The 15,076-nt window shown below is 71.6% G+C and carries 12 protein-coding genes and 1 pseudogene; 11 read left to right on the plus strand and 2 right to left on the minus strand.

The annotated features are described in order from the left end of the window. Positions 1–65: 65 nt before the first annotated feature. On the plus strand, positions 66–890 hold the full coding sequence (locus IF78_RS0110255) for a Fic family protein (protein WP_031482633.1): 825 nt from the start codon (positions 66–68) through the stop codon (positions 888–890). Between the two features lie 457 nt (positions 891–1,347). Here IF78_RS0110255 and IF78_RS0110260 read toward each other — a convergent pair whose 3' ends face one another. Beyond that, complete coding sequence (locus IF78_RS0110260) at positions 1,348–2,181, minus strand: HAD family hydrolase (protein WP_031482630.1); 834 nt, start codon at positions 2,179–2,181, stop codon at positions 1,348–1,350. 573 nt (positions 2,182–2,754) lie between these two features. Between IF78_RS0110260 and ssd the strand changes: the two genes are divergently transcribed. The 7 genes and pseudogenes from ssd to IF78_RS45930 form a co-directional block, all read left to right on the plus strand. Further along, positions 2,755–3,867 (plus strand): septum site-determining protein Ssd, encoded by a 1,113-nt coding sequence (gene ssd / locus IF78_RS0110265; protein WP_031482628.1) that lies wholly within the window; start codon positions 2,755–2,757, stop codon positions 3,865–3,867. Between the two features lie 218 nt (positions 3,868–4,085). Next, on the plus strand, positions 4,086–5,318 hold the full coding sequence (locus IF78_RS43490) for a TadA family conjugal transfer-associated ATPase (RefSeq protein WP_078662375.1): 1,233 nt from the start codon (positions 4,086–4,088) through the stop codon (positions 5,316–5,318). Beyond that, complete coding sequence (locus IF78_RS0110275; protein WP_031482624.1) at positions 5,319–6,179, plus strand: type II secretion system F family protein; 861 nt, start codon at positions 5,319–5,321, stop codon at positions 6,177–6,179. Between the two features lie 98 nt (positions 6,180–6,277). After that, the gene (locus tag IF78_RS0110280; protein ID WP_031482622.1) at positions 6,278–7,066 is read left to right on the plus strand and encodes a type II secretion system F family protein; all 789 of its coding nucleotides are present in this window, start codon (positions 6,278–6,280) and stop codon (positions 7,064–7,066) included. A gap of 223 nt (positions 7,067–7,289) precedes the next feature. Beyond that, positions 7,290–7,508 carry a DUF4244 domain-containing protein gene (locus IF78_RS0110285; protein ID WP_031482620.1) on the plus strand — a complete coding sequence of 73 codons (219 nt, stop codon included), beginning with the start codon at positions 7,290–7,292 and terminating at the stop codon, positions 7,506–7,508. After that, positions 7,495–7,920, plus strand: a complete 426-nt coding sequence (locus tag IF78_RS0110290; protein WP_280514399.1) for a TadE family type IV pilus minor pilin — start codon at positions 7,495–7,497, stop codon at positions 7,918–7,920. Before IF78_RS0110285 ends, IF78_RS0110290 begins: the two co-directional genes overlap by 14 nt. Positions 7,921–8,192: 272 nt before the next feature. Next, positions 8,193–8,558: pseudogene (locus IF78_RS45930) on the plus strand (Rv3654c family TadE-like protein); the annotation flags it as partial. On the opposite strand, the gene IF78_RS0110300 reads toward IF78_RS45930, so the two are convergent. Further along, positions 8,518–11,325 carry a DEAD/DEAH box helicase gene (locus tag IF78_RS0110300; protein ID WP_234439830.1) on the minus strand — a complete coding sequence of 936 codons (2,808 nt, stop codon included), beginning with the start codon at positions 11,323–11,325 and terminating at the stop codon, positions 8,518–8,520. The pseudogene IF78_RS45930 and the gene IF78_RS0110300 overlap by 41 nt on opposite strands. 82 nt (positions 11,326–11,407) lie before the next feature. Here IF78_RS0110300 and bldG point away from each other — a divergent pair, with 82 nt between their 5' ends. The 3 genes from bldG to IF78_RS0110315 all read left to right on the plus strand — a co-directional run bounded on the left by bldG (position 11,408) and on the right by IF78_RS0110315 (position 15,021). Beyond that, on the plus strand, positions 11,408–11,749 hold the full coding sequence (gene bldG / locus IF78_RS0110305; RefSeq protein ID WP_003975386.1) for an anti-sigma factor antagonist BldG: 342 nt from the start codon (positions 11,408–11,410) through the stop codon (positions 11,747–11,749). A 122-nt stretch (positions 11,750–11,871) separates the two neighbouring features. Beyond that, positions 11,872–12,309, plus strand: a complete 438-nt coding sequence (locus tag IF78_RS0110310; RefSeq protein ID WP_031482614.1) for an ATP-binding protein — start codon at positions 11,872–11,874, stop codon at positions 12,307–12,309. A gap of 306 nt (positions 12,310–12,615) precedes the next feature. After that, on the plus strand, positions 12,616–15,021 hold the full coding sequence (locus tag IF78_RS0110315; RefSeq protein WP_031498156.1) for a sodium-translocating pyrophosphatase: 2,406 nt from the start codon (positions 12,616–12,618) through the stop codon (positions 15,019–15,021). Positions 15,022–15,076: the final 55 nt, after the last annotated feature.

The following is a 15,076-nucleotide window of genomic DNA, read 5'->3' on the forward strand; positions in this document are numbered from 1 at the left end:
GGGGCTGCGGTCGGCGTGGCGGGTGGGCGCGTGGTGGTGATGGATGGGCGCGTAGTGTCGTACTCATGAGTACGACAGGCGCGACCGCCGATCCGCTCGCGGCCCTCGGGTCGCTGCCCGGTGTGCCCGAGTCCGTGGAGTCCGTACGCAAGGCCGTGGACCGGGTCTACGGGCACCGGATCATGCGGCGCCGCAGCAACGAGATCACCTCCGAGGCGGCCCTGCGTGGAGCCCGGGGCTCCGCCGCGCTGTCGGGCGCCGACTGGGCGCTCGAAGAGGTCCGCCGGCGTACCGACTTCAGCGGTGACGACGAGGCCCGCGTCATGGGCGGGTCCCTGCGGCTGACCGCTGAGGCGGGTCAACTGCTGTCCATCTGGCGGCAGTCGCCGCTGCGGGTACTGGCCCGGCTGCACCTGGTGGCGGCGGCCGGCAACGACGACACGGTCGGGCGCCCGCGCCAGGTGGGCGAGCCGGTCGACGAGCCGCTGATCGAGCTGCCTGCGCCGGGCGCGGCGGAGATGCACGGCCGTCTGGAGGGGCTGTCCGACCTGATCATCGCCGGCGGTTCGGCGCCCGCCCTGGTGACGGCCGCCGTCGTGCACGGCGAGCTCCTCGCGCTGCGACCCTTCACGTCCCACAACGGCCTGGTCGCGCGCGCGGCCGAGCGCATCGTCCTTGTCGGCAGCGGCCTCGACCCGAAGTCCGTCTGCCCGGCCGAGGTCGGGCACGCCGAACTGGGGCGCGCGGCCTATCTGGCGGCGCTGGACGGTTATGTCTCCGGAACGCCCGAGGGCATGGCCGCCTGGATCGCGCACTGCGGCAAGGCGATCGAGCTCGGGGCGCGCGAGTCGACGGCGGTGTGCGAGGCGCTGCAGCGCGGGGCGGCGTAGCCCACGCGCGCGTGGGGCGGCGTACGGCCGATCGAGTGGTCGTTGCGCGGCGGACCGAGGGCCATAGGGCATGAGAAAAGCCCCGCAAGGGGGCTCATATGAGTTGCGGCGGTACGAGGATTCGTACCGCCGCTGGCATGTCCACCGGGTTACCAAGCGTCCTCGATATGTTGCCCATCAGGTCGGGAACTTTGCCCGTCACCTGGTGCGGCTGGCCCGTAATCGACGGGTCGACGTCGCGTGGGTGCCCAATGTCCATGCTCGGTCCGTGGGGCCAAATGCGTATTTAAGGTGATCCTCTCGGATGTCCTTGGTCTCGCGGGCCGTTGAGTCCTTTGTACTCCAGGACCCAACCAAGCGGAAGCCCTGACTGCAGTTCTTTACTTTTGCTCTCAAAACTGTGTCAAACGGGCGTCGATACGCCGAATGGGGTACTCGGGAACCCCGACTGCGCCGGTCAGGCGAGCGCCGTACGGCGTCGGCTCGCGTACCAGACGAGGCCGGCGGTGGCCGCGGCGGCTCCTATGGCGGCGGCCGCGAGAAGGGCGGGGCGCGGTGGTACCGAGAAGGAGGGAATGCGCTGCTTGAGCCGAACAGGGCGATGGAAGTCGAGAATCGGCCACCCGCGCGCGAGTGCCTCGCGGCGTAGCGGGCGGTCGGGGTTCACGGCGTGCGGATTGCCGACGCACTGAAGCATCGGCAGGTCGGTGGCGGAGTCGCTGTAGGCATAGCAGCGGGAGAGGTCGTAGCCCTCGGACTCGGCCAGCTCCTTGATCGCCTCGGCCTTCGTCGGGCCGTATGCGTAGTACTCGACCTCCCCGGTGAAGCAGCCGTCGTCGCCCACGACCATGCGCGTCGCCACCACGCGGTCGGCACCGAGCAGCTCGCCGATCGGCTCCACCACCTCGGCGCCCGACGTGGACACGATCACGACGTCGCGGCCGGCCGTGTGGTGCTCCTCGATGAGGGAGGCGGCCTCGTCATAGATGATCGGGTCGATCAGGTCGTGCAGCGTCTCCGCGACGATCTCCTTGACGTGCTGGACGTTCCAGCCGCGGACGAGCGTGGAGAGGTACTCGCGCGTGCGCTCCATCTGGTCATGGTCCATACCGCCGATGCGGAAGACGAACTGGGCATATGCGGTCCGCAAGGCGGCCCTGCGGTTGATCAGACCGCCTTGGTAGAACGACTTGCTGAACGTGAGCGTGCTCGACTTCGCAATGACCGTCTTGTCCAGGTCAAAGAAGGCGGCTGTGCGGGGCAAGGAGTGGTTTTCCACGACCCCGAGCATAGGCGCAGCCCATTCGGCGTAAGGTGGGCGCGTGGGTTTGCCTGAGAGGGCTCTCGGGTACACCATGGAAGTCACGGATCGTTCGCGACCGTGCTAACCCGGTCCGACTCCTCCCCCCCCGAGTCGGCCGTGGAGACGACCCCCGCTCTCCCCCCCGGCGGGGGTCGTCGCATGTCCGGGGTGGTTTCTCCCTTTCAAGCGCGGCCATGGGGCCGCGGCGAGGCGGCTGCGGTCGCCTCTTCTGCATGCGCATGATCCGTGACTGTGCGTAGCCGTCGCGCTGCTCTGCGGAAGTCGTACAGGGGTCGGTGCGGGGGTCACCGGTATGGGTGACGGCGATATTCACAACCGCCGAGTTGTCCACAGTTATCGACCAAGATCCACACGATTTCCGGGATCGCTGCACCGTGATTCCAGCGCGTCCCGCTCAGGCCGACTTCATGGCCGGTTCTGGTTAGTCGGGCGAGTTTGGCCGGTTCGTATCGGCCGTTCATATGGAGGCCGCTTGCCGGTTCTTCACACGTTTGGGATTCGCGGGGCCGCAGGGCTGCGCGAGTGATGCAGCGAAGGGGGATGGAAACCGTGACCGCAGCCGTCACACACGATCCGCCGCCCACCGCCTCCGGGCGGCCGGGCCGGCCGTTGATCCTCACGGAAGACGCCGAACTGCTCGACGACCTGCTGCGCCTGTGCGCGGCGGCCGGCGCCACACCCGAGGTCCACCACGGAGTGCCCGAGCCAAGAGGCAGCTGGGAGGCCGCGCCGCTCGTCCTGGTCGGGGACGACGCCGCACGCCGGGTGCGCGGGGCCGGACGCAGGCGTGGAGTGGTCCTGGTCGGCCGGGACCAGGACGACTCCGGGGTCTGGCGCCGGGCCGTCGAGATCGGCGCCGATCACGTCCTGATGCTGCCGGACGGCGAGCAGTGGCTGGTCGACCGCATCGCCGACGTCGCCGAGGGCGTCGGCCGGCCCGCCCTCACCGTCGGCGTCATCGGCGGCCGCGGCGGGGCCGGAGCGTCCACTCTCGCGTGTGCCCTCTCCGTCACCGCCGCGCGCGAAGGGCTGCGCACGCTGCTCGTGGACGCCGATCCGCTGGGCGGCGGGCTCGACGTCCTTCTCGGCGGCGAGGCGACCGAGGGCCTGCGCTGGCCCGCGTTCGCCGGCTCACGCGGGCGGCTCGGCAGCGGCGCGCTGGAGGAGTCCCTGCCGAAACTCCACTCCTTGCGGGTCCTGAGCTGGGATCGCGGCGACCATCTCGCCGTGCCTGCGCAGGCGATGCGCGCGGTGCTCGCCGCTGCCAGGCGCCGGGGCGGCGCGGTCGTCGTCGATCTGCCCCGCCGTATCGACGACGGGGTCGCGGAGGCCCTCGCCCAACTCGACGTCGGGATCCTTGTGGTCCCCGCCGAACTGCGCGCCGTCGCGGCGGCCCGGCAGGTGGCCTCCGCGGTCCGGATGGTCCTGCGGGATCTGCGCGTGGCCGTACGCGGGCCGTACCCACCCGGGCTCGACGACCGGGAGGTGGCCCGCCTGTTGGACCTTCCCCTCGTGGGCGAGGTGCCGATCGAGTCGGGCCTGCTGCGCCCGCACGAGAACACGGCACCGCCGGGTGCGGTGGGCCGGGGGCCGCTGGCGCGGTTCTGCCGGGAGTTCTGGGAGCGGGCGTTGTTGGAGGCGAGGGCGGCATGAGTACGGCTTCGGGGCTCGACCGGGGCCCGTCGGGGCTCGCATGGGTCAGCGGCAGCGCGGTCGGTTCGGTGCGGGCGGCTCCTGAGCGGTGGCGGTCGGGCGGGACAGTGGCGGGCAGGTCGGCATCGGGCGGAACAGCTACGGGCGGAACAGCTGCGGGCAGGGGACGTAGGGCCACGCCGCGGTGGGCGTCGGGCGCGACGGGGGCCGGGGCGGACATGTCGGCGGGGTTGCTCGACGGCGTGCGGCAGTGGCTGGCCGAGAGCGGGGCCGAGCCGACGCCCGCGCGCGTGGCGCAGGCCCTGCGGGAGCAGGGCAGGGTGCTCGGGGACGCCGAAGTCCTCGGGGCGGCCGAGCAGTTGCGGTCGGAGTTGGTCGGGAGCGGGCCGCTGGAGCCGCTGCTCGCTGATCCGTCCGTGACGGATGTGCTGGTGTCGGCGCCGGACCGGGTCTGGGTGGACCGGGGCGGCGGTCTGGAGCTGACCTCCGTTACCTTCCCCGACGAGGCAGCCGTACGGCGTCTGGCGCAACGCCTCGCCGCGGTGGCCGGGCGTCGGCTGGACGACGCCCGGCCCTGGGTGGACGCCCGGCTGCCCGACGGAACCAGGCTGCACGCGGTGCTGCCACCGGTCGCCGTCGGCTGCGCCTGCCTGGCGCTGCGGGTCGTACGGCCCCGGGCGTTCACGCTCGACGAGCTGGTCGCGGCGGGCACGGTGCCGCCCGGCGGGGATCGGGTGCTGCGGGCGCTGGTCGACGCGCGGCTGTCCTTCGTCGTCAGCGGTGGGACCGGCAGCGGCAAGACGACCTTGCTGAGCGCGTTGCTCGGGCTGGTCGGGCCGGGTGAGCGGATCGTGCTGGCGGAGGACTCGGCGGAGCTCAGGCCCGACCATCCGCATGTCGTACGGCTGGAGAGCAGATCCGCCAATCAGGAGGGCGCAGGGCTCGTCACCCTCGAGGACCTGGTGCGGCAGGCGCTGCGGATGCGGCCGGACCGGCTGGTCGTGGGTGAGGTGCGTGGGCCCGAAGTGGTCCATCTGCTCGCGGCGTTGAACACCGGCCACGAGGGAGGCTGCGGGACCGTCCACGCGAACGCGGCGTCCGATGTGCCGGCCCGCCTGGAGGCGCTCGGCACGGCGGCCGGGCTCGACCGGGCCGCGTTGCACAGCCAGTTGGCGGCCGCGCTGTCGGTCGTAGTGCACCTCGTACGTGATCGGACGGGGCGGCGGCGGATCGCCGAGGTCCATGTGCTGGAGCGGGATGCGTCGGGGCTGGTGCGGACGGTGCCGGCGCTGCGGTGGGGCGCGGGGGCGTTCGCGTGCGAGCGGGGCTGGGAGCGGCTGCGAGGGCTGCTTCGGGGTGAGGGAGGACTGCTTCGGGGTGACAGCGGTGAGCGCGGTGAGGGTGCGGGCCGCATGGCGGGACGTGCTGATCTTGAAGGGTCGGTGAACTGAATGGGTGAGATGTCGCTGGGCGCGGCCGTGGTGTGTCTCGGGGCCGCGGTCTGGATGCTGGGCGGGCGGAACTCCGGGGCGCGGCGGGCGCAGTTGCTGCTTGCAGGTGGTGGGGTGGCGGGAGCCGGGCCTTCCGACTGGAGGCACTTGGCCGGGGAGCTGCGGCGGCTGCGAGGGCGGTTACGGGCCGAGTGGTGGGCGCCGACCGTCGGGCTGTTGCTGGGCGTGCTGGGGTCGTCGGTGCTGCCGGTCGTCGCGGGGGCGGCCGGGGTGCCGTTGCTGAGGAGGGTGCGGCTGGCCCGGGCGGCGCGGCGGGAACGGGAGCGTCGAGCGGACGCGGTGATCGCGCTGTGCGGGTCGCTCGCCGGGGAGGTGCGGGCCGGGCGGCAGCCCGGAGAGGCGTTGCTGCGGGCGGCATGGGACTCCGGTGGGCTCGGGGAAGCGCAGGCCGCGGTGCTGGCCGCGGCGCGGTTCGGTGGGGATGTGCCGGGCGCGCTCGCCTCCGGGGCGCGGCAGTCGGGCGCCGAGGGCCTGTTGGGGCTGGCGGCGTGCTGGCGCGTGGCCGTGGATCAGGGCGCCGGGCTCGCGGCCGGACTCGAACGGCTGGAAGGAGCACTGCGGGCCCAACGGGACCAGCGCGCGGACCTGCGCGCCCAGTTGGCGGGGGCTCGGTCGACGGTGGCGATGCTCGCCGGGTTGCCGGTCCTGGGGCTGCTGCTCGGTGCCGCCATGGGGGCCGACCCGCTGCATGTGCTGCTGCATACCGGGGCCGGGCTTGGCTGCTTGGTGGTCGGCGGGGGCTTGGAGGGGCTGGGGATGTGGTGGGCGCTGCGGATCGTGCGGCGGGCGGAGGCGGGGTGAGACGGGGTGAGGAGTCGTGAGGGCTCGGTGCGTGCGGGACGTGGGGTCGTGCGGTTCCTAGGGGCGTGCGGGTCGGGACGTAAGAGGGAGGTGATGGTGTGAGTGCGGAACTTTTCCACAGGCTGGGGGTGGCCGTGGGGACGGCGCTGGTCGTCGGGTGGCTGTTGGGATGGCCGGTGGCGGTGCGGCGCGAGCGGAGGGTTCGGCGTCGGCTGGCCGAGTTGATGACGACCACCGACGTGACGTCGAAACGCCGACGGCTCGACGTCCGGCAGGGCGTGCGGCAAGGGCTGCTCATGGTGGCGGTCGTGGGCGCCGGGTGGGTCCTGGTCGGTGGTGTTGCCGGGGTCGCGGTGGGGCTGGCTGTCGCGGGCGGGCTGTGGCTCTGGCGGCGTCGGCAGGGAGCCGTCGAGACCGAGAAGGAGCTGGACGCCGCAGAGGTGGCTCGGCAACTCCCACTGGCGGCTGATCTGTTGGCGGCTTGCGTCGCGGCGGGAGCCGGTCCGGTGATCGCGGCGCAGGCCGTGGGCGAGGCCCTGGGCGGCCCCGTCGGGGAGGCACTGGCACGGGGCGCCGCGGAGGTGCGGCTCGGCGGGGAGCCGGGTGAGGCGTGGCAGCGGCTGGCGTCACTGCCGAGGGCGGGGGCGTTGGCGCGGCTGCTGGAGCGAGCCGGCTCTTCGGGTCTGCCGGCGGCCGGACCGGTCGCGCGACTCGCCGCGGAGGCCCGCGCCGACGGCGCACGCACCGCGACGGAGCGGGCGAGGCGAGCGGCCGTGATGGTTTCCGCGCCGGTGGGGCTGTGCTTCCTGCCCGCGTTCATCGCGGTCGGCGTTGCGCCGGTGGTGATCGGGCTTGCGGGCGGGGTGCTGGGAGGGGGTGGGGGATGACGGGGTGAGGGGCGGTGACGGCTGCGGGGCAGTGGACGGGGTTCGGAGTTCGGTGTTCCGGGCGTCGTGGTTCGGGGCTCGGCGTTCAGAGCTCGGGGTTCGGGCTCGCGGGTTCGGCGTCGGCGTTCGGTAGAGGCGCGCAGCCGCAGTCGTTCAGCAGCAGTCGGTCGACAAAAGATGTTCAACAGATGTTTCAACAGGACTGATTCTTACGGGGGTTGAGATGTGCAAGGCGGTACGGGCGCGGATGCGCGGTCTGGTGTGCAGGATGCGCACTGGGCGTGGGGCCCGGAGGGACGCGGGGATGGTCACGTCCGAGTACGCGATGGGGATCGTCGCGGCGGTGGCGTTCGCCGTGGTGCTCTACAAGGTCGTGACGAGCGGGCAGGTCAGCGAGGAGCTGCAGGCCATCGTGAAGAGGGCCCTCGATGCGCGGATGTGAGCGGGAGAGCGAGCGGGGGCGGGGCCGGCGATCTGGCCGAGGGCCGGATCGGGCCGTGGGCTGGGCGTCGGACCAAGGGTTCGTGACGGCTGAGTCGGCTGTCGTGCTGCCTGTGCTGGTGATGTTCGCGATGGCGCTGGTGTGGGGGCTGCTTGTGGTGGCCGCACAGATCCAGTGCGTGGACGCCGCCCGGACGGGCGCCCGCGCGGCAGCCCGGCAGGATCCGGCCGAAGCGGTCATCGAGGTGGCCCGCGAGGCGGCACCGCGCGGCGCGACGGTCACGGTCGGCCGGGAGGGTGACGAGATCCGCGTGGTCGTGGTGGCCAAGCCGCCGTTGCTGCGCGGGCTCCCCTTCGAAGTGCGGGAGGAGGCCGTGGCGTCGGCGGAGGAGATGGTGGGGGTGGGGACATGAAAGGGGGCTTCGTCCGGGGGCGTGGGTCTGTCCACGGGCTCCTCACCGGCCGGCGTGACGGCCGAAGGCCGGTCGCCGGCCACCGTGCGGGAGGCAGACGGCCCGTCACCGAATGCCATGCGGAAGTCGGGCTGCCCGTCATCGATCGGCAGCCGGACGGCGGGCCCGCCCCCGTGAGTCATGCGGACGGCGGGTCCCTCACCGACAGGCACGCGGACGGCGGGTCCGTCACCGACCGGCATACGCGCCGGGAACCCGCCCACAGCAGGCCCATGGCCCGGAAATCTGCCGCCGATCTGCGCTCCGACCGCGGTTCCGCCACGGTCTGGAGCGTCGGTGCCATCGCCGTGCTCTGTGTCGTCTTCGGTGTCGTACTCGCCCTGGGCCAAGCCGTCGTGACCCGGCACCAAGCGGCGGGTGGCGCGGATCTGGCGGCGCTCGCGGCGGCCGACCACTGGGCGGAGGGCGGTACCGCGGCCTGCGCTCGTGCGGAGCGGGTGGCTCGGGCGCAAGGCGTGCGGCTCGTGCGCTGTGAGGTGGTGGGCGAGGTCTCGGACGTGACGGCGGCGTCGGGCCATGGGCCGTTCACCGCCGAGGTCAGGGCGCGGGCGGGACCCGCGGACCAGCCCCTGCCGACGGACCTGCCCCAGCCGACGGACCTGCCCCAGCCGACGGACCCGTCCCTGGCGACGGACTCATCCCAGTCGGGCTCGTCCCTGCCGACGGACGCGACTTCGCCGACGGAGCCTCTGCCGCCCGGCCCTGCGGGGACGGACCGCCCGACGCCGGCCCCCTGACCGACTCCGCAGCCGGGCCAGCCCCGCCGCCGGCCGGGGCACTGCTTTCCCCATCCGAGGCGCCCCCACCTCCGCCCGCAACCGGCTCTCCCTGCCCACCCGACCCGTCCCCCTGCAGACCTGGCCCATCCTGCATACCCGGCCCATCCCCCGCCTTCTCCTCCGGCGCCCCCCGCAACAGCACCGTCAGCAACCGCACCGCCCCCCTCTTGTGCAGCGGATCGTTCCCGTTGCCGCACTTGGGGGACTGGATGCAGGACGGGCAGCCGGCGTCGCACTCGCAGGAGGCGATGGCCTGGCGGGTGGCGGTGAGCCAGGAGCGGGCCGTGTGGAAGGCGCGCTCTGCGAAGCCCGCGCCGCCGGGGTGGCCGTCGTAGACGAAGACCGTGGGAAGGAGCGTGTCGGGGTGGAGCGGGATCGAGACGCCGCCGATGTCCCAGCGGTCGCAGGTCGCGAAAAGGGGGAGCAAGCCGATGGACGCGTGCTCCGCGGCGTGCAGGGCGCCGCCGAGGATCTCCGGGTTGATCCGGGCCTCGTCCAACTGGTCCTCGGTGACCGTCCACCACACCGCGCGCGTGCGCAGCGTACGAGGAGGGAGGTCGAGTTTCGTCTCGCCCAGTACTTCGCCGGTGATCAGCCGGCGGCGCAGGAAGGAGACCACCTGGTTGGTGACCTCGACGGAGCCGTAGCACAGGCGGCCGTCGCCCCAGGGGACCTCGACGTCCGTCTCCAGGACGGAGATCGACGTCGTGTCCCGGGCGACCGTCGAATACGGCGGCGCGGCCTCCTCGACCAGGGCGACCGAGTCCTCCAGGTCGAGGGAGCGGACGAGATACGTGCGGCCCTGGTGCAGATGGACCGCGCCCTCGTGCACCGTGCTGTGCGCGGCGCCCGCGTCGACCGTGCCGAGCAGGCGGCCCGTCCCGGCCTCGACCACCTGGACCGGTCGGCCGCCCCCGCCGCGGATGTCGGTGAGGTCGGCGGCCCGTTCCCGGCGTGTCCAGTGCCAGGCCTTTGTACGGCGGCGCAGCAGCTTCGCGGCCTCCAGTTGCGGCAGCAGCCCCTCGGTCTCCGGCCCGAACAGCGCCAGATCCTCGTCCGTCAGCGGGATCTCCGCGGCGGCCGCGCACAGGTGCGGGGCGAGGACATACGGGTTGTCGGGGTCGAGGACTGTCGATTCCACCGGACGGTCGAACAGGGCCTCGGGGTGGTGGACGAGGTAGGTGTCCAGCGGGTCGTCGCGGGCGACCAGGACGGCCAGTGCCCCCTGCCCGGAGCGGCCGGCCCGGCCCGCCTGCTGCCACAGGGAGGCGCGCGTGCCGGGGTATCCGGAGATCAGTACGGCGTCCAGGCCGGAGACGTCGATGCCGAGTTCCAGGGCGGTGGTGGCGGACAGGCCGAGGAGTTCGCCGGAGTGCAGGGCCTGCTCGAGGGCACGGCGCTCCTCGGGGAGGTAGCCGCCGCGGTAGGCCGCGACACGCCGAGCGAGGGAGCGGTCGACCTCGGCGAGGCGTTCCTGGGCGATGACCGAGATCAGCTCGGCGCCACGCCGGGAGCGTACGAAGGCGACCGAGCGGACGCCCTGGACGGCGAGGTCGGTGAGGAGGTCGGCCGTCTCGGCGGTGGCGGTACGGCGGACGGGGGCGCCCTTCTCGCCCTGCATCTCGGTGAGCGGGGGCTCCCAGAGGGCGAAGACCAGCTCTCCGCGCGGGGAGGCGTCGTCGGCGACCTCCACCACCGGCAGGCCGGTGAGGCGCCGGGCGGCCACCGCGGGCTCGGCGGCGGTCGCTGAGGCCAGCAGGAAGACGGGAGAGGCGCCGTAGCGGGCGCACAGGCGGCGCAGTCGGCGCAGGACCTGGGCGACATGGGAGCCGAAGACGCCGCGGTAGGTGTGGCACTCGTCGATGACGACGTACTTCAGCGCCTTCAGGAAGGAGGACCAGCGGGGGTGGGACGGGAGTATGCCCCGGTGCAGCATGTCGGGGTTGGTCAGGACGTAGTTGGCGTACTGGCGGATCCACTCGCGTTCCTCGAACGGAGTATCGCCGTCGTACACGGCCGGGCGTACGGAATTGCCCAGCGGATGTGAAAGTTCCTTCACCGAGCGGCACTGATCCGCCGCAAGGGCCTTGGTCGGGGCCAGGTAGAGCGCGGTGGCGCCGCGGCCGTTCGGGGCCTCGGAGCCGTCCAGGAGCGTCGAGAGGACCGGCACGAGGTAGGCCAGGGACTTGCCGGACGCGGTGCCCGTGGCGACGACGACCGAGTCGCCGTCCAGGGCGTGCTCGGCGGCTCGTGCCTGGTGGGCCCAGGGATGTTCGATTCCCGCGGTCTGCACCGCGGCGATGACCTCCGCGCGGATCCGGTCCGGCCAGACGGCATGGCGACCCTCGCGCGGGGGCACATGCTCCGTATGAGTGATGCGCGAAGCCCGGCTCGGCCCCGAGGCGAGTCGGCCCAGCACAGTGGCCGGGTCCACCCGGGAAACGGGGCCCGTCGGGGATCGATCGGATCGGTGATTCTTGGCCATCGGCACCGAGTGTGTCACTGGCGTGACGGACAATGGGACCAAGGCGTCGTGCACGCCTGCCGGTAAGTGATTGAATGCCATCGCGGCTGGCGAACCGTCCTGGGGGCTTCAAGCCGAGGTGTCCCGAGGGACGACCGCTCGATAGCAAGGTGCTGGAGGATCCGTGGACCTGTCCCTGTCGACCCGTACCGTCGGCGATCGTACGGTCGTCGAGGTCGGTGGCGAAATCGACGTATATACCGCGCCCAAGTTGCGCGAGCAGTTGGTCGAGCTGGTGAACGACGGGAGTTTCCACCTCGTCGTCGACATGGAGGGCGTGGACTTCCTCGACTCCACCGGGCTCGGCGTACTGGTCGGCGGCCTCAAGCGGGTGCGCGCCCATGAGGGCTCCCTGCGCCTGGTCTGCAACCAGGAGCGCATTCTCAAGATCTTCCGCATCACCGGCCTCACCAAGGTGTTCCCGATCCACACCTCGGTCGAGGAAGCGGTGGCGGCGACCGACTGATCACCGGACCGGGGCCCGCCCGAGCGCGGGTTCCGGCACGGCAGAAGTTGAAAGAGAAGGGGGACCGGGCTTTCGGCGGCCCGGTCCTCCGGACAGCACGCCCGTAGTTCGGAGGGGGATGCATGGCCACCGTTGAACTCCGTTTCAGCGCGCTGCCCGAGCACGTCAGGACCGCCCGACTGGTGGCGGCAGCGGTGGCGCGCAGGGCCGGAGTGGACGAGGCCGTCCTGGACGAGGTCAGGCTCGCCGTCGGCGAGGCCTGCTCCCGTGCCGTCGGACTCCACCAGAGCGTCGGTATCACGGCGCCGGTGAAGGTGGCGCTGATCGAGGAGGAGAAACAGTTCTCCATCGAGGTCGGCGACGAGGCGCCGCGCTCCGTTCCCGGCGAGCGGGCATCCGGCGCCGTGGGCGGCGACGGCGAGGTGGATGCCGAGGAGGACGAGATGGGCCTCGCGGTCATCAGCGGCCTCGTCGACGACGTGGAGGTCTCCGCGGGGGAGCATGGTGGCCTGATCCGCATGACCTGGCCGACCACACCGCCGGCCGCGGTGCTCCCCTGAACGACCCAGCCGAACCGCACTCATCCCGAAGGGGCCCTGCTGAGCAGGGCCCCTTCGGGTTGTCGGCGACGTGCCGCGGAATTCGTGAAGGAATTCACGATCAATGAGCCGATAATTCGATCAAGTGGCCATGTGTACGTCAATGGTTTTAGGGCATTAGCACTTTCGGGTTCAGTGGCTTGACGTCGATCATTTGCTGAACGGCATGTGAAGGCTAATTCCGTTTACCGCCATCTGTTTTGATCAGGTTCCGGTACCTAGAATCCGTCCACATCTTGAGCTCAGCCCAAGCGTCAAGGAGGACGAATGGCGGGGCTTTCTACCCCTCATCAGCTGGACCACCCCACAACCCTCGCAGCCGCGGTACTGACCGACGAGAACCGGATCATCGTGACGGTCATCGGGGTCGTCGCGCTGGCCGCGCTCGTGGTCGCCGGCGTACTCGTGCGCCAGGTGCTCGCGGCGGGCGAGGGCACCGACAGCATGAAGAAGATCGCGGCAGCGGTCCAGGAAGGCGCCAACGCCTATCTGGCCCGGCAGTTGCGAACCCTCGGCGTATTCGCCGTCGTGGTGTTCTTCCTGCTCATGCTGCTGCCCGCGGACGACTGGAATCAGCGCATCGGCCGATCGGTGTTCTTCTTGATCGGCGCCGCGTTCTCGGCGGCCACCGGTTATATCGGCATGTGGCTGGCCGTGCGCAGCAATGTGCGCGTCGCCGCGGCCGCACGGGAAGCGACCCCGGCGCCGGGAGAGCCGGAAAAGGATCTCACCGCCGTCTCGCACAAAGCCATGAAGATCGCTTTCCGCACGGGCGGCGTCGTCGGCATGTTCACGGTGGGGCTCGGTCTGCTGGGCGCCTCCTGTGTGGTGCTGGTGTACGCGGCCGACGCGCCGAAGGTGCTCGAGGGCTTCGGCCTCGGCGCCGCGCTGATCGCGATGTTCATGCGTGTCGGCGGCGGCATCTTCACCAAGGCCGCCGACGTCGGCGCCGACCTGGTCGGCAAGGTCGAACAGGGCATTCCGGAGGACGATCCGCGCAATGCCGCGACCATCGCCGACAACGTGGGCGACAACGTCGGCGACTGCGCGGGCATGGCGGCCGACCTGTTCGAGTCGTACGCCGTGACCCTCGTCGCCGCGCTGATCCTCGGCTCCGCCGCCTTCGGCGACGCCGGGCTCGGCTTCCCGCTGCTGGTGCCGGCGATCGGCGTGATCACGGCCATGATCGGGATCTTCGCGGTGGCGCCCCGTCGGTCCGACCGCAGCGGGATGACGGCGATCAACCGCGGGTTCTTCATCTCCGCGGTGATCTCGCTCGTACTGGTCGCGATCGCCGTCTTCGTCTACCTGCCGTCGTCGTACGCCGACCTCGACGGCGTCACCGACGCGGCGATCCAGGCCAAGGACGGCGACCCGCGGATCCTCGCGCTGGTCGCGGTGGCGATCGGCATCCTGCTCGCCGCCGTGATCCAGCAGCTCACCGGCTACTTCACGGAGACCAACCGCCGACCGGTGATGGACATCGGCAAGACGTCGCTGACCGGCCCGGCCACCGTCGTCCTCGCCGGTATCTCCGTCGGTCTCGAATCGGCCGTCTACACCGCCCTGCTGATCGGCCTCGGCGTGTACGGAGCCTTCCTGCTCGGCGGTACGTCGATCATGCTGGCGCTGTTCGCGGTGGCGCTCGCCGGCACCGGCCTGCTCACCACGGTCGGCGTGATCGTCGCCATGGACACCTTCGGCCCGGTCTCCGACAACGCGCAGGGCATCGCCGAGATGTCCGGCGACGTCGAGGGCGCGGGTGCCCAGGTGCTCACCAACCTGGACGCGGTCGGCAACACCACCAAGGCCATCACCAAGGGCATCGCCATCGCCACCGCCGTCCTGGCGGCGGCGGCGCTCTTCGGGTCGTACCGCGACGCCATCACCACCGGCGCACGGGACGTGGGCGAGAAACTCAGCGGCGATGGCGCGCCGATGAGCCTGATGATGGACATCTCGCAGCCCAACAACCTCGTCGGCCTGGTCGCGGGCGCGGCGGTCGTCTTCCTCTTCTCGGGGCTCGCCATCAACGCCGTGTCGCGGTCGGCGGGTTCCGTGGTGTACGAGGTGCGGCGGCAGTTCCGTGAGAAGCCCGGGATCATGGACTACAGCGAGACGCCGGAGTACGGCAAGGTCGTCGACATCTGCACCAAGGACGCGCTCCGGGAACTCGCGACGCCCGGTCTGCTCGCCGTGATGGCGCCGATCTTCATCGGGTTCACGCTCGGCGTCGGCGCCCTCGGCGCCTACCTGGCGGGCGCGATCGGCACCGGCACGCTGATGGCGGTGTTCCTCGCCAACTCCGGCGGCGCCTGGGACAACGCCAAGAAGCTCGTCGAGGACGGTCATCACGGAGGCAAGGGAAGCGAGGCCCACGCCGCGACGGTGATCGGCGACACGGTCGGCGACCCCTTCAAGGACACCGCCGGTCCGGCGATCAACCCGCTGCTGAAGGTGATGAACCTGGTCGCGCTGCTCATCGCGCCCGCGGTCATCCAGTTCAGCTACGGCGAGGACAAGAACGTCGGCGTACGGATCACGATCGCCGTACTGTCGCTCCTCGTGATCGTCGGCGCGGTATACGTCTCCAAGCGGCGCGGTATCGCCATGGGTGACGAAGGCAACGCCGACAGGGTGGCCAAACCGGTCGATCCCGCGGTGGTTTCATAGGCGGTCCTACGACGGCCCAGTTCAAGGGGCGGGCGGGCGGCGCGTGTTGACGCGC

The organism is Streptomyces bicolor (genome assembly GCF_000719285.1).
GTDB classification, from domain to species: domain Bacteria; phylum Actinomycetota; class Actinomycetes; order Streptomycetales; family Streptomycetaceae; genus Streptomyces; species Streptomyces bicolor.